This is a genomic window from Pseudomonas sp. IT-P218 (assembly GCF_949767605.1).
Classification (GTDB): domain Bacteria; phylum Pseudomonadota; class Gammaproteobacteria; order Pseudomonadales; family Pseudomonadaceae; genus Aquipseudomonas; species Aquipseudomonas putida_AE.
The window spans coordinates 20,337-45,763 of record NZ_CATKQQ010000016.1; the positions used below are offsets into that span (position 1 = coordinate 20,337).

22 protein-coding genes are annotated in these 25,427 nt (G+C 59.2%); 5 read left to right on the forward strand and 17 right to left on the reverse strand.

What is annotated here, in order from left to right:
* Positions 1-18 precede the first annotated feature (18 nt).
* The 10 genes from icmH to ACM6I6_RS13125 form a co-directional block, all read right to left on the reverse strand.
* Positions 19-732, reverse strand: a complete 714-nt coding sequence (gene icmH, locus ACM6I6_RS13080; protein WP_323628529.1) for a type IVB secretion system protein IcmH/DotU — start codon at positions 730-732, stop codon at positions 19-21.
* Entirely contained in the window at positions 729-2,072 is a 1,344-nt protein-coding gene (gene tssK, locus ACM6I6_RS13085; RefSeq protein ID WP_166620566.1) for a type VI secretion system baseplate subunit TssK, read from the reverse strand. Before tssK ends, icmH begins: the two co-directional genes overlap by 4 nt.
* Positions 2,069-2,824 carry a type VI secretion system lipoprotein TssJ gene (gene tssJ, locus ACM6I6_RS13090; protein WP_274077530.1) on the reverse strand — a complete coding sequence of 252 codons (756 nt, stop codon included), beginning with the start codon at positions 2,822-2,824 and terminating at the stop codon, positions 2,069-2,071. The genes tssK and tssJ overlap by 4 nt, the downstream gene beginning before the upstream one ends.
* 23 nt (positions 2,825-2,847) lie before the next feature.
* Positions 2,848-5,439: a type VI secretion system ATPase TssH gene (tssH, locus tag ACM6I6_RS13095; RefSeq protein ID WP_414920005.1), complete on the reverse strand. Its 2,592-nt coding sequence runs from the start codon at positions 5,437-5,439 to the stop codon at positions 2,848-2,850.
* The gene (gene tssG / locus ACM6I6_RS13100; protein WP_414920006.1) at positions 5,436-6,497 is read right to left on the reverse strand and encodes a type VI secretion system baseplate subunit TssG; all 1,062 of its coding nucleotides are present in this window, start codon (positions 6,495-6,497) and stop codon (positions 5,436-5,438) included. Before tssG ends, tssH begins: the two co-directional genes overlap by 4 nt.
* Entirely contained in the window at positions 6,461-8,293 is a 1,833-nt protein-coding gene (tssF, locus tag ACM6I6_RS13105; RefSeq protein ID WP_414920007.1) for a type VI secretion system baseplate subunit TssF, read from the reverse strand. Before tssF ends, tssG begins: the two co-directional genes overlap by 37 nt.
* Positions 8,293-8,775, reverse strand: a complete 483-nt coding sequence (gene tssE / locus ACM6I6_RS13110; RefSeq protein WP_323608973.1) for a type VI secretion system baseplate subunit TssE — start codon at positions 8,773-8,775, stop codon at positions 8,293-8,295. The genes tssF and tssE overlap by 1 nt, the downstream gene beginning before the upstream one ends.
* A gap of 25 nt (positions 8,776-8,800) precedes the next feature.
* The gene (gene tssC / locus ACM6I6_RS13115) at positions 8,801-10,303 is read right to left on the reverse strand and encodes a type VI secretion system contractile sheath large subunit (RefSeq protein WP_274077526.1); all 1,503 of its coding nucleotides are present in this window, start codon (positions 10,301-10,303) and stop codon (positions 8,801-8,803) included.
* A 10-nt stretch (positions 10,304-10,313) separates the two neighbouring features.
* Positions 10,314-10,847, reverse strand: a complete 534-nt coding sequence (gene tssB, locus ACM6I6_RS13120; RefSeq protein ID WP_046820303.1) for a type VI secretion system contractile sheath small subunit — start codon at positions 10,845-10,847, stop codon at positions 10,314-10,316.
* Positions 10,848-10,915: 68 nt separating this feature from the next.
* Positions 10,916-11,668, reverse strand: a complete 753-nt coding sequence (locus ACM6I6_RS13125; RefSeq protein ID WP_323608974.1) for a hypothetical protein — start codon at positions 11,666-11,668, stop codon at positions 10,916-10,918.
* A 695-nt stretch (positions 11,669-12,363) separates the two neighbouring features.
* On the opposite strand from ACM6I6_RS13125, the gene ACM6I6_RS13130 reads away from it, so the two are divergent.
* Positions 12,364-14,529, forward strand: coding sequence for a M48 family metalloprotease (locus ACM6I6_RS13130; protein WP_414920008.1), 2,166 nt, complete (start codon positions 12,364-12,366; stop codon positions 14,527-14,529).
* A 35-nt stretch (positions 14,530-14,564) separates the two neighbouring features.
* Here the strand turns inward: ACM6I6_RS13130 and ACM6I6_RS13135 are convergent, their stop codons facing one another.
* The 7 genes from ACM6I6_RS13135 to ACM6I6_RS13165 form a co-directional block, all read right to left on the reverse strand.
* Positions 14,565-14,843: a DUF6966 domain-containing protein gene (locus ACM6I6_RS13135; protein WP_414920009.1), complete on the reverse strand. Its 279-nt coding sequence runs from the start codon at positions 14,841-14,843 to the stop codon at positions 14,565-14,567.
* Between the two features lie 34 nt (positions 14,844-14,877).
* Complete coding sequence (locus ACM6I6_RS13140) at positions 14,878-15,225, reverse strand: hypothetical protein (protein ID WP_274077522.1); 348 nt, start codon at positions 15,223-15,225, stop codon at positions 14,878-14,880.
* 39 nt (positions 15,226-15,264) lie between these two features.
* A complete protein-coding gene (locus ACM6I6_RS13145) occupies positions 15,265-16,173 on the reverse strand; it encodes an immunity protein Tsi6 family protein (protein ID WP_323628522.1) in 909 nt (302 codons plus the stop codon).
* Positions 16,174-16,241: 68 nt separating this feature from the next.
* A complete protein-coding gene (locus ACM6I6_RS13150; protein ID WP_274077521.1) occupies positions 16,242-16,505 on the reverse strand; it encodes a hypothetical protein in 264 nt (87 codons plus the stop codon).
* A 42-nt stretch (positions 16,506-16,547) separates the two neighbouring features.
* A complete protein-coding gene (gene tri1, locus ACM6I6_RS13155; protein ID WP_414920010.1) occupies positions 16,548-17,675 on the reverse strand; it encodes an ADP-ribosylarginine hydrolase Tri1 in 1,128 nt (375 codons plus the stop codon).
* A 531-nt stretch (positions 17,676-18,206) separates the two neighbouring features.
* Positions 18,207-18,662, reverse strand: a complete 456-nt coding sequence (locus tag ACM6I6_RS13160; protein ID WP_408596957.1) for an SMI1/KNR4 family protein — start codon at positions 18,660-18,662, stop codon at positions 18,207-18,209.
* A 5-nt stretch (positions 18,663-18,667) separates the two neighbouring features.
* Positions 18,668-19,999: an HNH/ENDO VII family nuclease gene (locus ACM6I6_RS13165; protein WP_274077518.1), complete on the reverse strand. Its 1,332-nt coding sequence runs from the start codon at positions 19,997-19,999 to the stop codon at positions 18,668-18,670.
* Between the two features lie 632 nt (positions 20,000-20,631).
* On the opposite strand from ACM6I6_RS13165, the gene tssI reads away from it, so the two are divergent.
* The 4 genes from tssI to ACM6I6_RS13185 form a co-directional block, all read left to right on the forward strand.
* Positions 20,632-22,485 (forward strand): type VI secretion system tip protein TssI/VgrG, encoded by a 1,854-nt coding sequence (gene tssI / locus ACM6I6_RS13170; RefSeq protein ID WP_414920011.1) that lies wholly within the window; start codon positions 20,632-20,634, stop codon positions 22,483-22,485.
* Between the two features lie 12 nt (positions 22,486-22,497).
* Complete coding sequence (locus ACM6I6_RS13175; RefSeq protein ID WP_323608981.1) at positions 22,498-23,085, forward strand: hypothetical protein; 588 nt, start codon at positions 22,498-22,500, stop codon at positions 23,083-23,085.
* A 36-nt stretch (positions 23,086-23,121) separates the two neighbouring features.
* Positions 23,122-23,589: a DUF1795 domain-containing protein gene (locus tag ACM6I6_RS13180; RefSeq protein ID WP_323608982.1), complete on the forward strand. Its 468-nt coding sequence runs from the start codon at positions 23,122-23,124 to the stop codon at positions 23,587-23,589.
* Between the two features lie 5 nt (positions 23,590-23,594).
* The coding region (locus ACM6I6_RS13185; protein WP_414920012.1) for a DUF6531 domain-containing protein at positions 23,595-25,427 on the forward strand (1,833 nt) is incomplete at its 3' end.

Consider the following 25,427-nt stretch of genomic DNA (forward strand, 5'->3'; position numbering starts at 1 on the left):
CGGTTACCTGACCTGTGCTCAGGCACTGAACAGCTGGCTGATTTGTTCGGACAACGCGGCTACGTCTTTGCCCAGCAGCCAGTCCAGCGTCAGGTAGACACCCGCGCAGACCAGCGCAATCAGCGCCAGGTAGAGCCACAGGGGAACTTCATGGCGCAGCATCTGCGAAACCTGGTCGGGCAACGCCCAGTCAGGCGAGAGGGCCTTGGGGGTCTTGCGAAAACGGGCGATGTCCTGGCCCAGGGTATTGGCCAGGTAGCGCAGCTGGTCCTTTTGCCCGAGGCTGAACTTGCCTTCGAAACCCAGGGCCAGGCACAGGTGGTAGACCTCGAGCACATCGAGGTTCTGTTTCACGTCACCACGCAGCGCATCGATCTTTTCGAAGAAGCCTTCACCGGCCAGGTGCACGCCGAAATAGCGGAACTGCAAGGGTTGCAGTTCAAAGTGCCGCCGCAGTTCGTTGTCCCCGGAGCGCAACACGCTTTCATCGAGGAACGCACACAGGGCGTACTGGGTGTCCTTGACCTGTTCCACGCTGTAGTTGGCGCCACGGGCATCGAGCTCCAGCGCCTTGAAGAAGCTGTCGACGCTCGCCTCGAAGGCGCTGACCGACGTCACCTGGCGACCCTTGCGCACGATCAGCGCCATGCTGATGAAGTCCTGCACCAGGTCCTTGAGCGTCGGTTTTTCACGGGCGGCCGCAACGGCGCCTTGCATTACGGCTTCGGTCATTTGAGTACCGCCATCAGTTCAAGCTTGAGGTTGGTGAACGCGCTGGGCGCATAGAAAGAGATGGCCTGGGCACTCATCATTCGCTCATACACCCGGCCATGGGGCTCGATGGAAAAGTAGTGATTGTCCAGTCGCACCGGAATCGCATTGGGCAGGCGGGTCGAATGGTTGAGGGTGACGCCCGGCATGGCGCTGTTGACCACCACTTCGATGTCTTCCGGCGAGCCGACCTTGAACGCCCGTGGCACCAGTTCCAGCAGGCTCGCGCCCGGCATGTCGGCGTGCACGGAAATGTAGAAATCCGCCTCCGCCAGCCGTGGATCGTGCAGCTGCCCTTGCCAGTAGGAGGGTTTGGTCTGGGTCAGGTTGATCACCACACACTGGTTCGGCACCACGTTGTCGAGCAGCACGCGAATCATCTCGTCGAGCCTGACCAGCGAGGCCGCCGGGTCGTGGTGGTCGTACTCGGGAATGTCGTTGAGCTGGGTGTCCAGCGAGAACGTCAGCAAGCCGCCGGCGAGTTCAGCCAAAAACAGATACAGGCGCTCGGGGTGCAGGCGCGGGTGCGCGAGCAGGTGCGCCAGGGCCGGGTGGGCACGGTTCACCGTGTTCAACAGCCAGAACAGGGTCACGTCGCTCGAGCCAAACTCAGCGATCTGGTCCGCGCGCTCGCGACGCCGACCCGACAGCGCCTTGCTCTTGGATTGCAGGGCGCCGAGCAAACGCTTGCCCAGGCCGATCAGGGTGTCATGGGTGCCCAGGTGCAACGTCGGGTGCACGAAATGCCCGTCGAGGTTGAAGCCGCCGATGTTGTTGCGTGACAACCGGGCGATCGGGCACCAGGTGTAGCCATCGAGGTTGTCGCCGTCGATCAGCATCACCACGTTCAGGCGCAGGCTGGTGATTTCGTTTTCCAGGTCGCCTTCGTTGAGGTCCGGCAAGGTGTCGAACTGCTTGCGGTAGCGCCGCCCGGTCTTCTGCTCCTGGCCGTCTTCGACGTAGTTCAGGCCGAAGGGCTCCGGCAGTTTCAGCGCGGCGTAGACCTTCAGGTCGTTACCCTTGAGCAGGTCCTTCAGGTCGCGGGCGGCCGGCAGCGGATCGTGCTGCGGCGCGTCGAACAGGCTGCCGTCGGGAAACACCAGTTTCAACCGCTTGAGCTGCAGGGAGCCGGTGGCGAGGGCTTCCTCGTCCACTTCCAGCAACTGCACGCCCCAGTGAAAGGGTGTGTTGCGCAGGGTCGCCTGCGCCAGCTGATGCTGGTGGAACTCATCCTGATACTGGAAATGCTGGGGCAAAAGGAACATGCCTTCGGACCACATCACCCGGCTTTGCTTACTCATTGAGCGCCTTCCAAAAATGAATTCAATTTCGAGTCCACGGCTTTTTGCGCAGAGGCACTGGCCTGGTCCTGGGCCTTCTGCACCACGACGTCCTGCACACGTTCGGTCAGCGTCGGCTCGGCCGGCTGGTCGGGCAGGGCGGCGGCTTTGGCCAGTTGCTCCTGGGTCTTGGGTTTGTCCAGGACGTCGACACCACTGACGGCGGACACCTTGTTGTTGTCCACCAGCACCCGCAGGCCGTCGGAGGAGAACCAGATGCCGTCCTTGCGCAGGGAGTTGGCGTCAAACGCGACCTTCCAGCGGCTGTTCTCGTCGGTGCGGAAAAACGCGGCGACGCCGACATAGCCGGTGGCCTTGTTCAGCGGCCACTTGTCGACCTGGCCCATGCCCGGCAGCAGGGTGATTTCGCGGTTCTCGATCAGGGTATTGCCGAGGGCTTTTTGCGGGTCGTCCCACAGTGTGTCGGCGTCGACCGACGCAAAGCGCTCCAGTGAGGTCAGCTGGTACACGCGCAGCACCACCGAAAGCGGTTGGCCGGACGCGTCGGGATTGAGCTGGTTGCCGCCGTCGGAGGTGAGGATGACCTTCTCCTGGTCGTCGAACAGCATGTCGCCCGCCCAGGTGTCGTCGACACGTTTGCCGACCCGGTCGGTGACGCCGCAGGCGCTCAGTACCGCCATCATCGCCACCGCCGTCAGGCATTTGGCCAACGCCGTCTTTTCGAGACGCTTCCCTGAATTTTTCTTGTCCATGACCACTACCTGTAGATGCCCGGTCAGCACAGGCGATAGGCGAAATCGCCGTCGCTGCCCAACTCGATGTTCAGACTCTGGATCGGTTTGTCCTGCGCCATGCGCTCAAGGACCCGCTGCGCCAGTTCCGGCATCAGGGTCTTGGACAAAATGTTGTCGATGTTGCGAGCGCCGCTGTCGACCTCGGTGCAGCGCGAGGCAATGGCTTTTACCAGCGCCTCGTCATAACCGAGGACGGCCTGATGATTGCGCTCGAAACGCTGGCGAATGCGCGCAAGCTTGAGCGAAACGATGCGCTCCAGGATCGCGTCCTGGACCGGGTAGTAGGGGACGATGGTCAGGCGGCCGAGGAAGGCCGGCTTGAACACCTGGTTCAGCTCGTCACGCAAGCCTTCAACGATTTCTTCGGGCTGCGGTTGCGGCTGGGCGTTCAGGCACCACTGCATGATGCGCTCGGTTCCGGTGTTGGACGTGAGGATGATCACGGTGTTGCGGAAGTTGATCTCGCGACCTTCACCGTCGTCCAGCACGCCTTTGTCGAATACCTGGAAAAACAGTTCGAGCACGTCCGGGTGGGCCTTTTCCGCTTCATCGAGCAGCACCACGCTGTAGGGCTTGCGTCGCACGGCTTCGGTCAGCACGCCGCCCTCGCCATAACCGACGTAACCTGGTGGCGAACCCTTGAGGCTGGAGACGGTATGGGCTTCCTGGTACTCGGACATGTTGATGGTGATCAGGTTACGCTCGCCGCCGTACAGGGTGTCGGCCAGGGCCAATGCGGTTTCGGTCTTGCCGACGCCGCTCGGGCCGAGCAACAGGAACACGCCGATGGGCTTGTTCGGGTCTTCCATGCGGGCGCGGGAAATCTTGATGCGCTTGCCGATTTCCTGCAGCGCGTGGTCCTGGCCGAGCACCCGCTCGCCCAGCAGCGCAGGCAGGCGCTGCACGGTGTCGATTTCGTCGCGCAGCATCTTGCCCAGGGGGATGCCGGTCCAGCCGGAAATCACTTCGCCGATGGTGCCGCCATCCACCAGGGCATGCACCAGGGGTTGCTCACCCTGGACGCTGGCCAGTTCGGCGCGCACCGCGGCAATTTCTTGTGCATCCGGTGCCTGATTGTCCGGGTGGCTGAGGGCGCCGAGCTGTTCCACCAGTTGCAGCTCGCGTTGCCACTGTTGCTCGAGGGCATCGCGGGTCTGCTGTTCGGTCAGCAACTCGGCGTTCAGGGTGGCCAGGCGACGGGCATGGTCGCTGCCTTTGGCGGCTTCCTGCTGCAGTACCGAGATTTCCGCCTGCAGGTTGTCGATCTGGCGCTTGCAGTCTTCCAGCGGCCCCGGCTGCGCCGATTGCCCCAGGGCGACCCGGGCGCAGGCGGTGTCCAGCACGCTGACGGCCTTGTCCGGCAGTTGGCGCCCGGTGATGTAACGATTGGACAGGCGCACGGCCTGCACCAGCGCTTCGTCCATCACCGTGACCTTGTGGTGCTCCTGCATCTTGGCCAGCAAGCCGCGCAGCATGTGGATCGCCTTGTCTTCGTCTGGCTCTTCGACCTTCACGACCTGGAAGCGGCGGGCCAGGGCGGCATCCTTCTCGAAGTATTTCTTGTACTCGGCCCAGGTGGTTGCCGCGATGGTGCGCAGCTCGCCCCGGGCCAAGGCTGGCTTGAGCAGGTTGGCGGCATCGTTCTGCCCGGCCTGGCCGCCCGAACCGATCAGGGTGTGCGCTTCGTCGATGAACAGGATGATCGGGTGCAGGCTGCGCTTGGTTTCTTCGATCACCGACTTGAGGCGGTTTTCGAACTCGCCCTTCACCCCGGCACCGGCCTGCAACAAGCCCAGGTCGAGGGTGTGGATGGCGACGCCCTTGAGCACCGACGGCACGTCACCCTGGATGATGCGCAGGGCCAGGCCTTCGACCACGGCGGTCTTGCCGACGCCGGCTTCACCGGTGAGGATCGGGTTGTTCTGGCGGCGGCGGGTGAGGATGTCGACCATCTGCCGCACTTCGAACTCGCGACCGAGCACCGGGTCGATCCGGCCTTCGCGAGCGCTTTGCGTGAGGTTGATGGTGTATTGGTCCAGGCCCGGTGTCTTGCCATTGCCCTTGACCGTGCTGGCGACATCACTCGGCGGTTTGGCCAGGGCCGATTCGGCGCTGCCTTCCACCAACGCGTTGAGGTTCACGCGCAGATCGTCGGCGTTGATTTTCTCAAGCTCAGCCGCACCCGCGATCACCACCCGGCGCAGTTCGTCGTCATCGAGCAAGGCCTGCAACAGATGGCCGGTGCGGATCTGCGCCTGGCCGAACTCGATGGAGGCCAGGACCCACGCCTGTTCGATCAGGCGGGTCAGGTGCGGCGACAGCGCCGGGGTGCGCGTATTGCCTTTCTTGAACGTCCCCAGTGCCGTCACCAATTGCGCCTGCAAGCGCTCAGGCACCACGTCGTAATGACGCAGGATGGCCGGCAGGTCGTTGTCGTGGCTGTCGAGCAACTGCAACAACAGGTGCTCGATCTCGACATCGTAGTGGTGTTCCGACAGGCACAGGGCCGCAGCGCTTTCGGTGGCGGCACGGCTGGTGTCGTTGAGCTTGGCAAACAGGGACTTCAGGTTCACAGGGAGACCCCATCAAAAGGAATGTGGAAGAGGGCGCAGCGGGAAGGTTCAACATCGACGCCCGGTCGCTTGAGCCAGCCGAGCCGGCCCAGGGAAACGGTGCCCAGGCGGGCGAGCGGTACGGCCTTGGGTTTGAGCTTGGGTGCGAACTGGAAGTCGAGTTCCGCACCGACGTAGAAACGCACCAGTTCCACCAGTTTTTGGTAATCCTCGGTGCCTGGCTGGAAACGTTGATAGTCGGCCAGCTCCAGTGGACCCAACTCGATGCGCACGCACGACTGGTAGTCCCAGACCCGGTTACCGGCGACGGCGCTTTGCCCGAGCACGGCGTTCTTGCGCCCCAGCTGCGTGCACTGGCTGGCGTCGAGTTTCAGCCAGCGACCGGCAAACGGCTTGACCTTGAACGGCAGCGAAAAATAGAAAGACAGCATCGCTTCCAGGTTCAGCGCATTGCGCGGTTTCTGCGCGAACAGTCCGGAGAAATAGCTGAACAATTCCCGGCGCAGGGGCGAGCCTTGTCTGTCGAATTTCTGCTTCTGCGCCTCGGGGCCGAAACCCACCAGGTTGAGCAGGTAGCGATCGAAGTCCGAGGTGCCGTTGCGTTCGTACTCGATGTAGAACTTGTACTTTTGCCAGGCCTCGTAGAACAGCGTGGTCATGCGGTGCGAAAAGATGTCAAGGAACGCGTGGGCCGCGTCATCCCGGTACTGGATGTGCCGCTCGATCAACAGCTCGGTGTACGGGCGCGGCAATACGCCCGACGGCCCGACCAGCCCCATGAAGGTCACTTGCATCTCGGACAGCGGCAGGCCGGCCACGGACACCTTGCCTTCACGCTCGAACTGCAGATCGCTGACTTCACTGGCCGGGAAGTTGAGCGACAGCTGCGAGCGAAAACGCAAAGGGTCTTCGTGCGGTCGGGTCTGCAGGTCCATGCGCCCGGTCCTGCTGTAATGCAGGCGAAGCAAGCGCACCAACTGGAAAAACTCGAATCGGTGCGGCTCAGCCCGTGCCTGGTCGATCAGACCAGGGGTTGATCGCCGGTTCGCGGTGGCCATTGGACGACTCTCTTTTCGCGCTGCAAGGTGCGAAGGGTTAATTGGGTAAAGCTGTTCATGGAGCAGTACTGACCAAAGAAGTGATCGAGCACCATGCCGAACAGGAACACACCGCTGCCGGTGTATTGGCTTTCATCGAAATTGAGGGTGATGCCGACGCCGCGCACGAAGTTCGGCCGTGGGTGGCCAATGCGTGCGACCACAGGTTCACTGCTCACCGAGACGATACCGTTGATCTGTTTGCGGATCGCCGACACGTTGCGGTAGTTGTAGAGCGACAACAGCTCCAGCAGCACCTCGCGCCCACGGGACACCAGCGACATGTGGTTGAGCGACAGGTGCGAAATCAGCCGCCAGATCACGCCGTTGCCCAAGGGTACGCGCGCGGTGGCGGTGGGCTTGCGCAGGCAGCGGATGTCCTTGATCACCGAGTTGCCCGGGATATTGAAATCGCCACGCTCACCCCCGAACGGCAACAGCAGGGGCAGGTCACGGTTGCTGCAGGTCAGGCGGATGCTCAACGCGTCGTTGTTGGCCTCCATCAGGCCCAGCTCGCGATCCACGATTCGGATAAACACGTTCGAGCCATCGCGCTGGCCGCCCTGTACCGCACGGCGCCGGGCCATCCAGAAACTTTGCCCCGGGCCCTGATCGCCACGGGGTTCGAAAAACGGATGACAGGTGCCGACCTGATCGATACCGCCGACCTTGCGAACCCGTCGTACGCGGTCGATGGACACCACCTCGGCCGAGCCTTGCAGGCGCACATCCGGCGTCACCGCGTACTCGTGCTGGGCGTGGGTCAACTTGATCGGCTCGGCCTGCTGGCGGAACAGGTTGATGATCGGCGTGCAGTTGAGCTTGAAGTTATTGCGCCCGATGTTCTGCGTCAGGCGCGCGAGGCGGTCGCTCAGGTCGTAGTCGGAAAAGTAGAAGTTGACCTCGACTTTCTCGATCTCCTTGCCCGCCAGAATCCGTGCAAAGCCCGACAGGTCGAAGAACATGAACTTGTCGGGGAAGGTGAAGTATTCGTGCAGCAGGCGATAGCCGAGGAACGAACGCTCGGAGTAGTCCACCAGGCCTTCGTCCAGGCTGTAGCCGACGGCTTTCAACGCGTTGGCCGGCAACACGACCTCACGGCTGCGCCCCTGATCGTCGAAGGTCAGCGTGGCCTTGGCCAGGTTGTTGAACAGCAGCTCGTACAGTTGCAGCATCAACGTGCTTTCGCCGTCGAGGAAGAACCGCAGGCTGTCCAGTTCCAGCTTGCCGAACTTCACGTCGGAGGTCGCCACCAGGCCGATGCGCAAGCGTGCGACCAGGTCGGCGCTGTGGCCGTTGAATGCCGAGCGTTCCATCTCGATGAACGAGGCCTGTTGCACCGCCACCGGCCACAGCTCGACCGGGTAGCAGGTGCGGAATTTACACACCACGCCATCGATCGGGTTGGCACTGAGTTCGGTATGCCGGGGCACACGGAACGCTTCGGTGACTTTTTCCTGCTTGCCCAGGTTGAACTCGACGATCGACATCGACGGGGTAGGGCGCAGGTAATGCGGGTACAGCACCTCGAGAAACGACTCGACGATTTCCGGCAGCTCGTCGTCGAGTTTTTTGTGTACGCGTGCAGAGAGGAACGAGAACGCTTCGATCAGGCGCTCGGTATGCGGGTCTTCGCAGTTATCGCCCTCGATGAGCAACCGCGAAGCGATTTTCGGATACTGGCTGGCGAATTCCTGGCCCAAAAAGCGCAGGTGCGACAGTTCCTTTTCGTAATAGGGCAGCAGATCGTCGAGCATCAGTTGAGGTTCTGCACTTTGTATTCCTGGGTGTTGACCTGCAGCACCGCGTCGAAGGACACCTGGCGGGTGACGTCTTGCAGGCGCAGGACCGCGTCCACGCGAAAGGTCAGCATGCGTTGGCCGGTCTGTTGGGCGAGCAGTTGCACCTTGACGCTGCGAAAGCGCCGGTCGCCGACCGTGATGGCCTTCTCCAATTGCCGCTGGATCAGCAGGCGATCCTTGGGATCAAGCACGCTGCGACTGGTGAAGTCCGGCATGCCATAGTCGAGGATGCTGCCGTTCAGGTTGGCGAAACCCTCCAGCTCGTTGGCGATCAGGGACTGGCGGGTGTTTACCAGCACTTCCAGGTCGCGAACGATGCTGGCCTTGTAATCGGCCAGCGAACACAAGCGCTGCGATGACGCTTCGATGGACTGATGCGGACGATCGTCCAGCAATCGGTCCAGCAGCGATGGCAACAGCTTGTGTTGACTGGTCATGTTGCCTCCCTGGCAAAGTTGGCGATCAGGCGCGAGTCGATTGCGGCAGTTCGGCAACCAGGCGCAACGAAGCGGTCAGTTCGTCCAGTTGGTAGTGCGGGCGCAGGTAGGTCACGGCCTTGTACACCCCCGGCTTGCCCGGCACTTCGAACACTTCGGCGCGGGCTTCGCGCAACGGGAACTTGGCCTTGGCTTCCTGGCTGGCGGTATCGTCCAGCAACACGTAGCTCGACAGCCACTTGTTGAGGAACAGCTCGACGTCCTTGCGCGAAGCGAAGCTGCCGATCTTGTCGCGCATGATCGCCTTCATGTAGTGGGCGATGCGCGAGGTGGCGAAGATGTACTGCAACTGCGCGGAAAGCCGGGCGTTGGCGTTGGCAATGTCGGTGTTGTACTGCTTCTGCTTCTGCGTCGACTGAGTGCCGAAGAACGCCGCGTAGTCGGTGCCTTTGCAGTGCACCAGCGGAATGAAGCCCAGGTCCGACAGCTCCTTCTCGCGGCGATCGGTGATGGCGATTTCGGTCGGGCACTTGAGGGCGATTTCACCGTCATCGGTCTTGAACGTATGCGTTGGCAGGCCTTCCACCAGACCGCCACCCTCGACACCACGGATCGCCACGCACCAGCCGTAGCGGGAAAACGCATCGGTGACCCGGGTGCCCAGCGCGTAGGCGGCGTTCATCCACAGGTACTTGTTGTGGTCGCGGCCATCGACGCTTTCGACGAAGTTGAATTCCTCGACCGGCGTGGTATCCGGGCCGTAAGGCAGGCGACCGAGCACGTGGGGCAGGGTCAGGCCGACGTAACGCGAGTCTTCGCTGGCGCGGAACGACTTCCACTTGGCGTATTCGACGGTGTCGAAAATCTTCGCCAGGTCCCGTGGGCCGGACATGTCGGTAAACGAATCCCAGCCGAACAGCTCAGGCGAGGCCGCCGAAATGAACGGCGCATGGGCAGCCGCAGCGACGTGGGAAATCTCTTCGAGCAGGTACATGTCTTCCGGGCTGCGGTTGAACTCGTAGTCACCCAGCAGCATGCCGAACGGTGCACCACCGAAGGTGCCGTACTCTTCTTCGTAGATCTTCTTGAACAGCGCGCTCTGGTCGAATTCGGAAGCGGCCTTGAGGTCGCGCACCAGGTCTTTCTTCGACGCATTGAGCAGGTGGATCTTCAGCGTGGTGCTGGTTTCGGTCTGGTCGACCTGATACTTCAGGCCGCGCCAGGATGCTTCCAGCTGCTGGAATTCACTGGCGTGCATGATCTCGTTCATCTGCTCGGAGAGCATCGCGTCGATCTCGGCGATGCGCGCATCGAGCACGGCGATCAGATCCTTGCTCGGCGTCATTTCGCCTTCCAGGATCTGGTTGACCAATTCACCGATCAGGTCGCGGGTGCGGGTCCGTTCGGTCTCGGAACGGGCCACGCGGCTTTGCGAAATGATGCTGTCGAGCAACGAGGATTGCGCGGTGAAGCTTTCCACTTCAACCAGCGAGCTGTCCTGTTGAGTCACGGTTTGCTTGTCGTTCATCGTCAGGCTCCTACGCTTTGTCGTCGGTGGCTGGCACGGCGGCTTCACGGCCGAATTCCTTGCCCAGGGTTTTCAACTTCTCGGTGTTCTGCAGCACGTCCATCAGCAGTTCTTCGAGCTTGTCGTTGCCGCCCATCTTGTTGCGCAGGTCCGCCAGCTTGTTGCGCACTTCCAGCAGCTTGCGCAGCGGCTCGACCTGCTTGACCACGTTCTGCGGTTCGAAGTCTTCGAGGGCGTTGAAGTTGAGCTCGACCCCCAGTTGCGTGCCGTTCTTGGCCAGGGTGTTGTCGACGCGGTAGGTCAGGCGCGGCTTGATGCCCTTGAGCACGCCGTTGAAGTTGTCGCGGTCGATGAAAATGAACTTGCGGTCCTTGAGCTTCGGCAGCGGCTCCAGCGGGTTACCGGAGAAATCGCCCAGCACACCGACGACAAAGGGCAGCTCTTTCTTTTCCTGAGCGTCACCGATATCCACGTCGTAGGTGATATGGACCCGAGGCGCGCGAACGCGGTCGAGTTTGTGCTGGGTACTTTCCTTCTTCGCCATCGTGATCTCCTGTGCGAACAATTCGCTGCAAGTCGTTTGCGTGTCGGTTCAATGGGTGGCCGAGCGCGTTACATTCCTTCGATCGTCAGCAGCAGGCGCTGACGAATTTCATCGTTCATTTCCATGATGTTTTCGTGTCCCACCAATTCTTCGAAGCTGGTGTTGCCGGCGATCTGGGTGCTGCTGCGGATCACCGCCTCGTCGGGCAACTGCGAGCGCACCGGCGAGCTGATGACGCAGAAGGGCAGGTCGCCGAAGTCTTTCAAGCGTTCGAAGGTGACGGGAAAACGCAGGCCTTCAAGCAAGCGGCTGATGCCGGGGGACTTGCTCAGGCAGTAGAACAGCACCAGGTAATGCACCACGAAGCGGTACAGCTCGGCGCTGCTGCGATTGGGGTCGTTGATGACGGTGCGAAAACGGGCCAGGTCGAACGAACTGAACCCGACCACCCAGCGCACGGGGCTGGTGATGCGAATGGACTGGCCGCTTTGGGACAGCACCTTGTCGTACTCCAGCGCAAACAGTTGCGGGGTGGTACTGAGCAGGTTGAGGGGCACTTCGAGTTCGTTGACCAGCTGGAACGGAGCGGCCGAGCCGATGCGGTCGTAGAGCGCCTTGAGTTCCTTGAAATGGTGCTGGGTCTCACGACCGCTGCTGCGCTGCGCACCTTGCAGGTATTCACCGAAAAACGTCTGCGGACGGATCAGCAAAGCCAGGGTCGCCAGGTAGTCCGAAGCCTGCGCCTTGAGCGCGTCAGAAATGGCCCGGGTCTGGCTTCGCAGCTTGATCAATGCTTCAACATCAAAAAACGTCTGAGTCATCGGTAACTTCGTCCTTGAACACTTCGCGACGACTACCCGGATATACAGGGGAGTACGGGCGCAGTGACTAATTTCTCGACCAGTTCACAGTTGTGATCGCTGATGTTTGACATCAAGAAATCACACTGCCAGGAATCATTGGGAGTGCGATGCTGGCATATGGATATCGAGTTGCCAGTAACGTCGTGTATGGCAACGGGATGTGTAGGAAAGTTCCTACGAGGCGCGGATTTTTTCTTTTTTTTGTGACCTGCCGCAATGATGTCTGCTTGCCACTATTTGCCGGATGTCCATGGCTCAAGTGCCTGAAACCCAATGGATTCAATGGTTTCCGTAAGAAAATGGATCCAATTTTTAACTAAAAAAAATTGAAAAAAGGTGAACCGGTTCACCTAATGCCCGCTTGATTATCCGGTAAGGAAAAAATTGGAGGATAAGTGTCATATTACTGGCACGAAGTGATGGCACCCCGAGATATCCGTGGATATACAAGGCGACCTTGCGCTGTTGAACGAGTGTTCGGGCAATACGGAGTTACATATCGCCGTTATTTCTGTATAACGCGCCAGGTACGACTGCGTCTCACAACTTTCATGTGTCGGCCGTGCATTAGCGTGAGGGCTTTCGGGCCTTCGTTAAATGGAATTTATGCTCGCCACGGATACAAGGCGACGCGACTATTGAGGCCCTGTCTCATGAGAACGTTGAAACTCATTGCCGTGCTGATTCTCCTGCCGCTTTTCCTTGGCTTGTTTGGTGTCTGGGAGTTACACCGCAGCACCGAGAGCATCAAGGAGTTCGCTGATATCAAGGCCGAACTGAGCGAGATGCATGTCGAAATCGAAGCGATGGTTGCCAAGCCGTTCTCACGCTCGGCCAAGGTCGATATCAACGGCGAACGCATGGGTGTCCACGAGGCGTTATCGCGGGTTACCCAGGCCGAACACGAACTGACCATCGTGCAACCGGTGGCTGGCGTGATGAACAACCTGGCCAAGGGCGCCATCGCCCTCGGCCTGCTGGCCTCGCTGGTCGGCGTGCTGGGGCTGCTGGGTTTGCGTTGGGCCGGCGCCCGCGCGAGTCATTCCCGTGAACGATTGCTGCACACCTTCAGCCGGGTGAGCCGTCTGTTGCCGTACCTGCTGGTGGGGCACATCGTCGCCATGGGCGCAGCGGTGGCGGCCATCCTCGGTTTCGAAGGCCTGGGGCTGTGGCACATGGGGAACATGAGCACCGGTGAATTCAAGCTGATGCTCGTCGTGCTGATGCTGATGCTCGGTTTCCTGTATTCGATCTGGCAGATGGGCAAACAGCTGCCGGTCATGCTGCACATGTTCCAGTCCACGCCGATGAGCGTTCTCGGCCAAGTTGTCACACCGGAGCAGGCGCCTGCGCTGTGGGCCCGTGTTCGCGAGCTGGCGGATCAACTCGGTGCGCTGGCACCCGAGCACATCGTGTTGGGCATGACCGAAGGCTTTTACGTCACCTCCAGCGACGTCAACCTGCTGCCGTCAGGCACCGCGCTCAAGGGCCGCACCCTGCACGTGCCGATGCTGTACCTGGGCCTGCTCGATTCGGCGGAAACCGGCGCGGTCATCGGTCACGAACTGGCCCACTTCGCCGGTGCCGATACCGAGTACAGCCTGCGTTTCGTACCGATCTACGAGGGTATCGGCCGCAGTCTCGGCGTGATTGCCGAAACCATGCTGCAAAGCGATGTGCTGCAACGCACGACGCTGTGGCCGGCGTTCATGCTCGGTGAGTATTTCATGGAGCGTTTCGATCACGCGGTGAACCATTGGAGCCGCGTGCGGGAACTGGCGGCGGACGCGGCGGGCGCGCAGTTGGCGGGGAACATTGCCATCGCGTCGGCGCTGGTGCGTATTTCGGCCATCGACCCGTTGTTGCAACAGTGTGTATTTACCCGTGTGTCGCAAGCGACCAACCCGGGTGCCGGGTACGTCCCGCCCCACGACTTGCCAATCAGCGTCGTGCAGGAATTGGCCGCGCAGCCGCTGACCCTGCCCGAGGAGGAAATGGCAGCCAGCCTGCCGCATCCATCGGACACCCATCCCTCCAATCTTGAGCGGCTGGCGTCCCTGCAAGTCACGGTCGAAGAGGCCGTCAGCCGCGGCACCCGCCCGATCAACGCGGCACAAGCCTGCGCCGCGATGGATCACTATTTCGCCGACCCCCAGGCATTGCGTGCGCGCATTACCGAGGACTTTCTCGGCCATTACGTGGAGCAGGATGCGGCGGTTGTGCAGGAGTTGCGTAGCCATGCCGGCAATGCCACGGAGGAAGTCCGACTGCATGAAGGCGCACGATTGCGCGGGTGGATTACCCTGGGTTGCTTCTCGTTCTTCATGCTGTTGGGTCTGGGCCTGCTGATCCTGCCGTACCTGCTGCCGCAGGTTTTCGTGGATGCGAATGCCACAATGAAGTTGGTTGGCATTCTGCTCTTGATCTGCATGGCGTTCCTGCTGCCGCTCTCCTTGCGCATGCTCACGCGGGCGAACAAGACCGCGTTGTTGCTGACGCCCGAGCACTTCGTATTCGCCAACTTCAAGGCGCCATTGCCGATCCGGCACGTCGCCGATTTTGGTCTGCAAGTGGGCCAAGGGGTGCACTTGAATCTATTGCTGGAAGACGACGCCCCGATGCCTGAGTTGGCCTCGCGTTCGTTCTTTTCGCCGGATGCGAAACTCAACAGGAAAAAGCGCTGGGTCCAGCTGCACTTGCTGCAAATCTGCCGCGACGACAAAAAACTCAAGGACCAGGAGTTGGCGGACCTGATTGGCACCTACCTGAATGCAGGCACTGCGCGGCACTTGCTGCAGCAGCGATTCGAGCAGGCCTGAAGGCTTTCAGCATTGGCAAGCGTGGGGCGCCGGATTCAATGGCGCCCTGCGCAAAGCTGATGAAGGTCTGATAGCAGCCTTTGCAGTTCGTTGTTTTCGTCCAGCAAGGGCTTTGCGTTCTCATACAGAACAACGTCGTTGATCGAGCCCATGCCGCCGTACAGCGACATCAATCGAGACAATGCGTACGTCGTATCCCGGGGCAGCGCAGGGCTGCACTCCTCGAGTCTGTCCGCCCATTGCGGGTGGCCGAATGTCCTCAGCAGTTCTGCCGTTCGGGCGATGTTCGAGGAGATATTGTGGAGGTCTTTCATGGCTACAGTCCTGAGCCTTCGTGCTTTCGGTTTATCACTTCTCAAAGTTCACAACGCTGACGGAACCATTGTGCCAATCGACCGAGTAACTGAGGCCATTCCAGTTACCAACGATCAACGCCCCGTTTTTGTCGCACTGAAGACTCATGTAGGGCTTGTCTGCTTGCGTGCCGTGGGGACTTTCCTGGATGAACCAAACCACCTTTCCATGCCTCGATAGTGCAAGGATGTTTTTGTTGAAAATGACATTTGAAGGGGACTCGATCAGGACCGCGAGCCTGTCGTCATGCTGCAAGGCGACTTTGACCGGGTGAGGCAGGTGAATGGATTGATCTGCTATCCAAAGGGTGCCGTTGTCAACGTGGTACCAGGTTTCGGTCATGACGTTATCTCTAGCATTATCCCTGAAGTCGCAGCAATTTCATGTGCGAGGAAGACTTTCCGGTGGCAACCCGTTAGGCAGCTGAATCTTCAGGCCGCGTGCGATCTGAATGCCTATGTAGAAGGCATCCCCCAGTACGCCAGCAAGTTCAGGATCGTCGGCTTCAAACTCTTTGCTGGCCCAAACGCCGATGGTCAATTGGTGCAACCGGGCTTTATCTTTTTCAACGCCCAGCAACACGTTTTTGATGAATTGCAATTGGATCAGCGAGCTTGAGTAAATCTGGAACTCTGGACAGCCGTTGTACCTCAGGGCGGTGATGGTTATCGCATTGTCAATGTAGTCGAGGGCAGTTGTCGGCGTTTTCAGAAGACGGTCCTTCCCGGCTCCAGCGGTTTGATAGCTGCGCGACGCTACGTACTCATCAAACATTCGAACCTGCTCACCGGTCTGGGCAGAGTCTCGATCATAACCAACGCGTTTTCTATAGGTCAGGAATTGTTCTGATTCTGGTCCATGGGACAGCAGCGAAACAATCGCCGCACATTGCGTGAGCCAATAGATCTCGAACGAGGACTCAGTGCCTCGACAATAACCAAGATCTGTCGCTTTGCCGTACAAGTCACTCGCCAGTTGGCTGGCGTAATCGCGGTTTATCGTAGTCTCTGATGTCCGGTCGGCCGGGTCATTCGCTATGACGAAAACCCGATAACGCTGCAACAGGAGGGCATCCACAAGCGTCAGGTCCGGGCAGGCCGGGGGCATCAGCGGGACAAACACTTCTGGCTCACGATTGATCGGTAGCCAGGACAGGTTCCTTTCCACTCGGGAAAGTGGCTTGTCCACTTCGGTCTGGGGGGCTGCATCGACAACCTGCTCGGTGGAGGCGGGTGGAGGAGCGGTCTTTTGTCCGAAAAGGGTTTTCAAACGATGCAGTAGTTTTGACATGGGGGTAGCCGTTCAAGGGTTTTGATTTTGAGGGCAGCGGTCCACGGGGACGAAGTGACGAGCTTGCCTTAGATAGCCGTTCCTCTATTGGCCCCCGGTTGCACAATCAGCAGATCATCCAGCTCTCTGCGGCGACATCTCATGGCAAACGCCAGGGCTGTATCAAGATCCGTTTGGAAAAGATCGAAGCGTGCCCGGTCAATTTGGTAATACTCCTCGTAGTCGACCATGCCGTTGCTGACCGGAATCGACAGGTAAAGGCGACCTGTAGTCTCCTCGACGCCTAAGGCAAACATGTGTTCACGGCACGTGAATACGTCACTGAATTTCATCGTGTCCTTGATCTGGTGGCTGGGGTATTTATCCGTGTCGTTTCAACGATTCCCATAAATCACTACGTCCATCTCGTCATGGAGTGGGGCGCTTTCGAATAGCTTTTGCGCCAGGTCTTGAATGTGTTCTGACCAGGCGACCGTTTTGACCCATTCTTCAGGCATGCCCGTCACCCCGTACAGTGCCCCGGCTATCTGGCCGGCGGTAGCTGCCACGCTGTCGGCGTCGTCCGCCAGATTGGCCGCCAACAGGATTGCATCCTTGAAGTTGTCGGTGTTCCAGACCGCCCACAGAGCGGCTTCCAGCGTATCGATAACATAGCCGGAGGAGCGGATCTGATCGCGGGTTTTTTGTTTGTATTCGCCAGCGTTGATGATCAAGGGGCGGGGATATAACGCGCGAACCATTGACGACAAGGCTTCCTCCTTGTCCGCGCCATTGAGGGCCAGGTGCAGTTGAGCGCCGAGCAGTTCGCAGCAATTTACGGCTTCTGCTGCCCTGTGAGTGCAACGACTTTGTGCCGCGCTTTCCCGCCAGGTACCGGACAAGGAGTGGCGACGGTAAATGGCGGTCGGTGCCAGCCTGATGATCGACCCGTTGCCGGCTGTGGATGGATGATCGTTGCCGTACCAGTCGACGCCCTGCGCCAATCGACCTTCAAGCGCGGTACGAGTGGCGTTGCCAATGTCAAAGCACTTTCCGTTATGGCTGTTTTCGCCATTTTTATACCAGCGACAAAGCCTCTGCGTGTAGTCGCGGAAATCGAATTCCTTGTTTGCCACGTAGGTGTCTGCGAGAGCCAGTGCCATGCTCGTATCGTCAGTCCACTCTCCCGGTTTCAGCTTGAAAGGGCCACCGCCAACCATGTCACTGACATGTTCACGATCACGGGGCAGAAACTCGAGCGTTGTACCCACGGCGTCGCCAATCGCGAGCCCCAGCAGGCTGCCCTTTGCGCGGTCCAGCGCCTGCTCCTGAGTGACGGTGCAAGGCCTTGAGGTCAGCCACTCTGGCTTCCTGACCGGAAATCTGGGTGCGTCCGGCTGCAATATAGGATCCATGCGCTGACGTAGTTGAGGAGAGGGCGGCGGGAGCAGGTGGTCGTAACGCTCGGTGTATTGGGTGAGCGCTTCGTTTGAGCTTCTGAGATCAATAAGGTTTTTTAACATCTTGGCACCAGGCAATGATCTGTCACGATGTATCTGAGTTCAGACTCGTTCAAATGCGTCCCACAACATCTGTCGAATTGTATCTAGTCTTGCGTTAGCTGCGATTCGCTGCTCCGCGGTACCTCGATCAATGTAGACGTCGGAGAAACCTGATTTACTGCCTGCCATTGTTCTATACATTGAAGTCGCTTGTGCCCATTCATTACTGTCCGGTAAAGGGTCAACGGACAGTAGGCGGATTATCGTGTTTATTCCTGAATCAAAGTTCTAGCAGCTCTCACTGTGAAAGATTTCTTTGAACGTAATCAGCAGTTCTGTCAGGTTTGAGTTTGTCATGCGCTTTTGTACACTCAACTCACTCAGGTGAGTAATGTTGTATAGACCGAGAGCTGTGGGCATCTAACGCCTATCAGTTGTGAGCATGATCGTTTTTTCGACATGCTCAAGTGGCGTTGTTAGCTCCATGCTGTGCTTGTGTTGACTGAGTTCGATAATTTTTCACTTGGCGGAGCGCTCCGAAGAAAGGTGCTCTTATGGCAAGTGCGCTTTAATTCTCTTGGCGAGATACTCGTAAAAATTGTTCGCGTACAATAAATTTTCCCCTGAAGGGATTCTAACGAAGATCTGACATTCCTCGCCGTTATATGTGTCGTAATCGAAGAAAAAAACCTCGCCAAAGTCGGTTTCGCTGATAACTACTTTTTTTGCGGTTGTTGATTTATGTTTGAGGCCATTAATGTGCTGAAAAACTATATCGCCACCATTGATGTCGTCGAAGTCCATTCCATAGATGCTATATATTTCCTCCGATCCGACTTCTCCCCCTGCATAGTTCTGAAGGAACCATTTGTAGGACGTAGGTAGTTTATGGCAGATTCTTTGCTCGGCCTTTACTAACCAATCATCAGTCACTGCGTCAGCGGGGGATCCAAATGCAGCAATATCCGGATGTTTTTTAATCAGGTCTTCCAGCTGAGAGAGTGTCATGTTTTTCAATTGCCTTTCGCGTAGGTTAGTGCTCGATTGTTCCAGTAGTCGCTTTTCCATCGATCAAACAGAGATCTGTCGATCCCAGAGGGTATTGTATTCGGGTTTATATGTATAACAGAACTAAATTTTTGATGGAATGTTTGAGTGAGCTCAGCTATTGCCCCGTTTTGAGTCTGTATCATGTGATGAAGGTTGATTGATTTCCCATCGATGCCTATAGGTGCTCGTCCGCTTGCCATGCGCTCAAGATTGGTACCGGACACAAGTTTTCCGCGCTCTCTCCAGGTGGTCATCAAATCTGGGTCAAACAGATCATCTCTCTGAAACACTTTGTTGCCTTCAAAGTCAACGGGAGGCTTGGACCAGTATTTTCGTAGTTGTCCGAGGTATGTATCGACTTTTTTTTCAGGGATCTGGCTGGTTTTTGGAGCAGTGGTAAAAGGAGTATCCATTATTGGCTCAGCCTTGACCAAAGGCGCCGGCTCCCTCACCCGCAACTCATCCCGAGCCAGCAACTTCTGCTCATTCCTTGCCAGCCAACCCGCCAACTGCTTGTTCGATATCTCCGCCTGTAGCTTCGCGCTACGGGTCGCGATGCTTTCCATGCTGTTCATCACACCGGCTTTCATCTGGCCCCGGGTCAGGTAGGTGACGATGGCGGTGAGCAGCAGGAGTACAAGCTGCTCCTGCCCGCGAGCCAGTTGTCGTGCCGCGCGTTCGACGCGCTCCTGTACCAGTGCAGCGGAGCCGCCGCTGGGGTCGAGGCCGGACGGCTTGAGGCCTTCTTCGGCGTGCCAGGCCGTGGCGATGCCTTCCTGCAAGGTCGAGAGGCAGGCGGGCAGGCCCTGGTAAAAATATTCGGCGATGGCGGACAGGCCCAGGGCCATGAGAATCAGGTTGCCGACTTGTAACCCGATTCCGCCACCCACCATTGCTCCAGGGCCAGCGCCGACGCCAAATGCGAAGGCCCCCGCTGCGCCGCCGGCCACGGTGCCGATCGCCACGCTGCCGCCGAGAATCATCGAGACTTCTTTGACCAGTTGCAGCAGCACCGGCAGGATCTGCTCGATTTCAATCGAGGCCCACTTGCGCTTGAGGTCCATCTGGATGATCGGGTAGGAGAGGGTCATCGCCTGATGCACAGCATCGATGCGATGACCGCCCATGTAGCCATAGGCCTGGCTCGCGCCATTGCTGACACGCCGGGTGAAGCCGTTCCAGTTGTCGTGAACGCTCTGCAGGCCGTCGTTGACGCCCTGGTTCAGCTCGCTGAATTTCTGGTCGAGGTTGCGTTCGACATCGGCCCAGCTGGGCACGTTGGCTAAAAGATCCATTTACTCATCACTGTCCTTGGGGGAAAGGCGCTTCCTTGTTGCTGCAGTGAAACTGTCGATTATCCGACTTCACAGCATTGCCTGAGTGATGGCAATGGGCCGCACTTCCGGCTGCGGGGCGAGTTGAAAGTTTCAACATGGATCCCATTTTTTGTTATTCGCGTTACATTCGGCAATGATGGCAATAAGGCATTAGCCGCTAATTGACAGCGCTTAACTTCCCGTTTGTCCTTGATATATCGGCGTTTCTGGTTGGCCAGCGTGGCGATAATTATTTTTCAGGATTATCCGGAGCTGAGTTCGAAGCGCGTGGAAGCGCCCGCATGCACTGCCTGCGACTTGACAGGGCGCATGACATGCGTGTCTCCTTCCCGCGTTCGAGTACCTGTGATATTCGTAAAAGTGTGACAAATTTCTCAATTATTTCGCCGGGTAATGGCACTTTCATACTGCCTTGCGGTCGCAGTTCCTGACGCACAATGGTGTGTAAGGGATTTCATTCGGTGTTTAAAAAAATCGATGAAAATCAAGAATTCATAGTTGCGGCAAACAGGGTTTTGACCCTTTTATCTGATTCGTGCGCAGTGGTTGAGAGAGGGCGGTAGCTTTCCACTGTTTTCAAGGAGATACACATGTTGATGGACCTTGCCGCAATGCTTTCCCCGCAGAATCGGCGCCTGTTCAAGTTCAAGAACTTCGCCAACCCCGAACAGCAATTGTTGCTTGAGTCCTTCAAGGGGACCGAAGGTCTGTCCCGCGCGTACAACTTTGAATTGCTGCTGGTGTGCCAGGACTCCGGCGTCGAGTTGAAGTCGATGATGGGCCAGCACGTGGTCCTGGAAATCGAACTGGCAGACGCCACGCCTCGCTACCTGGCAGGCTACCTGACGCGGTTTGCCAGCATCGGCAGCGACGGCGGCATGGCCCGCTATACGGCGACGCTGAACCCCTGGTTCTCCATGCTGAAGAACCGCTTCGACACGCGCATTTTCCAGGGTTGCACAGTCGAGGATGTCGTCACCCAGGTGTTTGCCCTGTGCACCGCGTTTTCCCGGCACGAATTCCGCCTGAGCAAGCCGCTCAAGCATTACACCTACATCACCCAGTACCGTGAATCGGACTTCAATTTTGTCCAGCGCCTGCTGGAAGAAGAGGGGATGTTCTACTACTTCGAGCACACCGCCGAAGGCCACACCATGATCATCTGCGACGACTCCAGCACGCTGGTGCCGTTGCCTAAACAACCGCAGATCCGCTTCCACACGGCATCGGTCACCGAGACCGCCGACTCCATTACCCAATGGAGCGGCAACCGCCAGTTGCAATCGGGGAAAATCGCGGTCCAGACCTTCGATTATCGACAGCCGTCCAATCGCTTGCCGGTCGCCATGAAGAGCCTGAACAAGCAGGGCGATGTCGACGAGTTTGAAATCTACGACTTCCCCGGCCAATACACCCACGGCACCTACGACGAAGGTGAAGCGCTGCTGCGGTTGCGGGTCGAAGCGCTTGAACTCAAGGGCAAGAGTTTTCATGGCGCCAGCAACTGCCGCGCGATGAAACCCGGCTACACCTTCGAACTGCTGCAGCATTACGATCACGATCAAGGCCCCGCCGATGATCGTCAGTTCCTGCTGATGAGCGTCGAGAGCGAAGGCCACAACAACTACCTTAGCGGGCAGCAGGCGAGCTACTACAACACCTTCTCCTGCGTGCGCAAAAAGATCGTCTTCCGCCCTCAACTCACCACCCCGCGACCGACCATCTCCGGCCCGCAAACCGCGATCATCGTCGGCCCGCCGGGGGAGGAAATATTCACCGACGAACTCGGCCGCGTGAAGGTGCAGTTCCACTGGGACCGCAAGGGCGAGCACAACGACAAGAGCTCCTGCTGGGTCCGCGTTGCCCAGGCCGGCGCCAGCGGCGGTTTCGGCAGCATCCAGATTCCCCGTGTGGGCGATGAAGTCGTGGTGGTGTTCCTCGATGGCAACCCCGACCGCCCATTGGTCATGGGCAGCCTCTACAACAGCCAGAACACCCCGCCGTGGTCGTTGCCGGCAAACAAGACCCAGAGCGGGTTCCTGACGCGGTCGATGAAGGGCGACGGCGGTACGGCGAACTTCTTCCGCTTCGAAGACAAGTCCGGCGCCGAGCAGATCATCATGCATGCCGAGCGCAACATGGACACCGAGATCGAGGTCGACGAGACCCACAGTGTCGGCAGCAACCGCACGATCACGGTCGGTGGCACGCACACCGAAACCATCAAGAAAGACACGGTGATGAATATCCAGGAAGGCTCGCTGACGATTCAGGTCGACAACCAGTTCATTCAGGTCAGCGCCAACCAGCACATCATTCTCCAGGTGGGGGACAGCAGCATCACCCTCACGCCGGACGGCATCGAGATCAAAGGCAAGGCGATCACCACCACCAGCACCGGCACGACCCAGATCACCGGTTCCGAGGTCAGGGTCAATGACTGAGGTAACGGTGTCATGACCAGGGTCAGTCTCTACGATCGCATTTCCGAAAAGCGTATTGCGCGGGAGGAAGCCGAACGCCTGGCTCAACAGAACGCGCTCCTCGTGCAGCCTGAGCCCGAGCCGGAACTCGAGCCCGAGCCTGTGTTGGCGCTGCAAGACACGCCCAGCAGTTTCTCCTTCGGGGGTTTCAACCTGGCTTTTCCGGCGGGCTTCAATTTCCGTGAGGTCCAGACCACCCTCGAGCACCAGGGCGAGCCGATCAGCCTGACGATCAAGCGTCGTGACGTGCAACAGGGACAGACGCTGGATCAGTTATTCGAAGCCTCGGTGCAGGCGTTTCGCCGGGAGCACCCGGACGTGCGCATCATCCGCCAGCGCGATGTCAGCTTGGCCGGCAGTGCGGCGAAGTCGGTGGATCTGCATTTCAAGTGCGGTCATGCCGATCGTCACGCGCGCCTGGTGGGTGCCCTGGTGCCCGTCGCCGGGCGTGACGATGGCCAGTGGCTGAGTATCGCTTGCGAGATCGATCCGGCCCGGCCCGCTCTCAGTCTCTGGCTGGTTGATTTTGACGGCATGCTCGACGGCCTTGCCGTGCGCTGAACGCCACATTTTTTTGATTCAAGGAAGTTACCCAGAATGGATTATGAGTTGCAGGAAGGCAGCATCGCGCTGCCGCAAGGGTTCCAGGACCGCACGGTGAACATGTTCGTGCTGGGGGCAAGCATTCCGGCACCGTTGAGCATCACCGTTTCCCGAGACACATTGCTGCCCGGTGAGGCGCTCAAGGCCTACGTCGAGCGTCAGGTCAAGATGCTCGCGTCCAAGCTGCGTGGCTATACGCTGTTGGGCAAGAAGGCCGTTGCGCTGTCGACGTCGGCACCGATCGACGGCGTGCAGATCGATGCGTATTACATGACCGATGGCCGACCTTTCTACCAGCGCCAGGCGGCGTTCCTGATCGAGCCTGGACGCGCGCTGATTTTTTCCACCACAGCCCAGGCTGATTTCAGCAGCGAGCAGAATCAGAACTGGAATGACCTGCTGGCCAGCTTTCAGCCTCGCCAGCCCGGCGGCACCAAGACCGACTCCAGCACACAGGAGTAACGGTCATGTTTGAAGCCGCAAGGTTTGGCGATGAACTGTCGCACACCAGCGCCCTGGGTGGGTTTCTCATCGGCGCAGCGCTCGGCATTGCGCTGGTCGCCACGGTGGCGATCGCGACGTTCACCTGTGGGTTTGGCGTGGCTTTGTTGGCGGGTTTGGTCGCAGGCGTCGGAGGTAGCCTGCTCACCGCGGCCGGGGAGAAAATCGGCAGTATGTTTTCTTCACCCGCGGGGACCATCGTCACCGCGTCGCCCAACGTGTTCATCAATAGCCGCAAGGCCGCCCATGTCGAAAAAAGCACGGGAGCCTGCGACAAGCATCCCGGCCCGGTGAAGGTCGCCGAAGGCTCGACCAACGTCTTCATCAACGGCACGGCGGCCGCCCGCAAGGGCGACAAGATGACTTGCGGCGCGACACTCTCCAGCGGCTCGGACAATGTCTTCATCGGTGGCGGTACCCATCGCTACCTGCCGGTGGACGACGAGATCCCGGGTTGGTTGCGGACCACGGTCGACATCCTCATGGCGGTCGCCGGCGCAGCGGGTGGTATCGCCCAATTGATCAAGGCCGGGACCCAGGCCGGCATGAAAGCCATCATGCCTTGCGCACTGAAATTCACCGCCGGGTTTGTCGCCGGTGAGGTGGCCTCACGTTATGTCGTGGGGCCGGCCATCGAGCGAGCGGTGGGTGGCCTGATCGGCAACCCCGTCGACGCCACCACCGGCCGCAAGGTCATAACCGACGAAACCGACTTCAGTTTGCCGGGCCTGATGCCGATCCAATGGTCGCGGTTTTATGCCAGCGACCTGAGCGTCGACAGCGTGCTCGGCAAGGGCTGGGTCCTGCCCTGGGAGCAAAGCCTGCGTCGCAGTGGCGCCTTCGTTTATCTCACCGACAATCAGGGGCGCAGCGTTCCATTCGTGGACGTGCAACCGGGGGAGCGCATCTACAACCCCCATGAACAGGTCTATCTGGTCTGCACCGAAGGCGGCCACTACCTGCTGCAAACCCTCGACAACACCTTTTTCTACTTCGGCGAAGTCGCGGACGACAACAACCCGGTGCCGCTGCAACGCATCGAAAACGCCCTGGGCCACTTCCTGCATTTCACCCGCACCGCCCAAGGTTCGCTCACCGACATCAGCGCCACCGGTGGCGTGCGCGTGCACCTGCATTACGACAACCCGCTGGGCCGCCTGACCGACGTCAGGCGCGTGGTCGACAACGAAGCCGTTGAAACCCTGGTGCAGTATCGCTATGACGACAATGGCCAACTCGCCGAGGTGATCAACCGCAACGGCGATTCCGTGCGCCGCTTCAGCTACATCGACGGGGTAATGGCCAGCCACAGCAACGCCCTGGGCCTGACCTGCAACTACCGCTGGGAATCCATCGACGGCCAGCACCGGGTAGTGGAGCACTGGACCAGCGATGGCGAACGTTTCCACTTCCGCTACGACATCAAGGCGCGCACCACACGAGTCACCGACGTGCTCGGGCGCGAAGCCGAGATTCACTACAACACCGATCACCGCGTGATCGCCAGTCGCGACTTCGGTGGCGAGCACTACGTCATCGACATCGATGACAAGGGCAACATGACCGGCCTGACGTTACCTGACGGCAACAGGATCACCCTCAAGTACGACGAATACTCGCGCCTGCTCGAAGAGACCGACCCGCTCGGGCGCTCGATCAAATACCGCTATCACCACCTGACCCCGCTGGTCACGCAGGTGGACTACCCCGACGGCAGCACCTGGCAAGCCCGCTACGACGACATGGGCAACCTCATCGCCGAAGTAGACGCCCTCGGGCATGTCACCGAATACCTCAAT

Excerpts from the sequence above, each read along its gene's own strand:
- icmH (WP_323628529.1), bottom strand. The coding sequence starts at position 732 with ATGACCGAAGCCGTAATGCAAGGCGCCGTTGCGGCCGCCCGTGAAAAA.
- ACM6I6_RS13160 (WP_408596957.1), bottom strand. The coding sequence starts at position 18,662 with ATGACACTCTCTCAGCTGGAAGACCTGATTAAAAAACATCCGGATATT.
- tssF (WP_414920007.1), bottom strand. The coding sequence starts at position 8,293 with ATGCTCGACGATCTGCTGCCCTATTACGAAAAGGAACTGTCGCACCTG.
- ACM6I6_RS13135 (WP_414920009.1), bottom strand. The coding sequence starts at position 14,843 with ATGAAAGACCTCCACAATATCTCCTCGAACATCGCCCGAACGGCAGAA.
- tssC (WP_274077526.1), bottom strand. The coding sequence starts at position 10,303 with ATGAACGACAAGCAAACCGTGACTCAACAGGACAGCTCGCTGGTTGAA.
- tri1 (WP_414920010.1), bottom strand. The coding sequence starts at position 17,675 with ATGTTAAAAAACCTTATTGATCTCAGAAGCTCAAACGAAGCGCTCACC.
- tssE (WP_323608973.1), bottom strand. The coding sequence starts at position 8,775 with ATGACCAGTCAACACAAGCTGTTGCCATCGCTGCTGGACCGATTGCTG.
- ACM6I6_RS13175 (WP_323608981.1), top strand. The coding sequence starts at position 22,498 with ATGACCAGGGTCAGTCTCTACGATCGCATTTCCGAAAAGCGTATTGCG.
- tssJ (WP_274077530.1), bottom strand. The coding sequence starts at position 2,824 with ATGGACAAGAAAAATTCAGGGAAGCGTCTCGAAAAGACGGCGTTGGCC.
- ACM6I6_RS13140 (WP_274077522.1), bottom strand. The coding sequence starts at position 15,225 with ATGACCGAAACCTGGTACCACGTTGACAACGGCACCCTTTGGATAGCA.
- ACM6I6_RS13165 (WP_274077518.1), bottom strand. The coding sequence starts at position 19,999 with ATGGATCTTTTAGCCAACGTGCCCAGCTGGGCCGATGTCGAACGCAAC.
- ACM6I6_RS13145 (WP_323628522.1), bottom strand. The coding sequence starts at position 16,173 with ATGTCAAAACTACTGCATCGTTTGAAAACCCTTTTCGGACAAAAGACC.
- ACM6I6_RS13180 (WP_323608982.1), top strand. The coding sequence starts at position 23,122 with ATGGATTATGAGTTGCAGGAAGGCAGCATCGCGCTGCCGCAAGGGTTC.
- tssG (WP_414920006.1), bottom strand. The coding sequence starts at position 6,497 with ATGGCCACCGCGAACCGGCGATCAACCCCTGGTCTGATCGACCAGGCA.
- ACM6I6_RS13150 (WP_274077521.1), bottom strand. The coding sequence starts at position 16,505 with ATGAAATTCAGTGACGTATTCACGTGCCGTGAACACATGTTTGCCTTA.
- ACM6I6_RS13130 (WP_414920008.1), top strand. The coding sequence starts at position 12,364 with ATGAGAACGTTGAAACTCATTGCCGTGCTGATTCTCCTGCCGCTTTTC.
- tssB (WP_046820303.1), bottom strand. The coding sequence starts at position 10,847 with ATGGCGAAGAAGGAAAGTACCCAGCACAAACTCGACCGCGTTCGCGCG.
- ACM6I6_RS13125 (WP_323608974.1), bottom strand. The coding sequence starts at position 11,668 with ATGACTCAGACGTTTTTTGATGTTGAAGCATTGATCAAGCTGCGAAGC.
- tssI (WP_414920011.1), top strand. The coding sequence starts at position 20,632 with ATGTTGATGGACCTTGCCGCAATGCTTTCCCCGCAGAATCGGCGCCTG.
- tssK (WP_166620566.1), bottom strand. The coding sequence starts at position 2,072 with ATGAGTAAGCAAAGCCGGGTGATGTGGTCCGAAGGCATGTTCCTTTTG.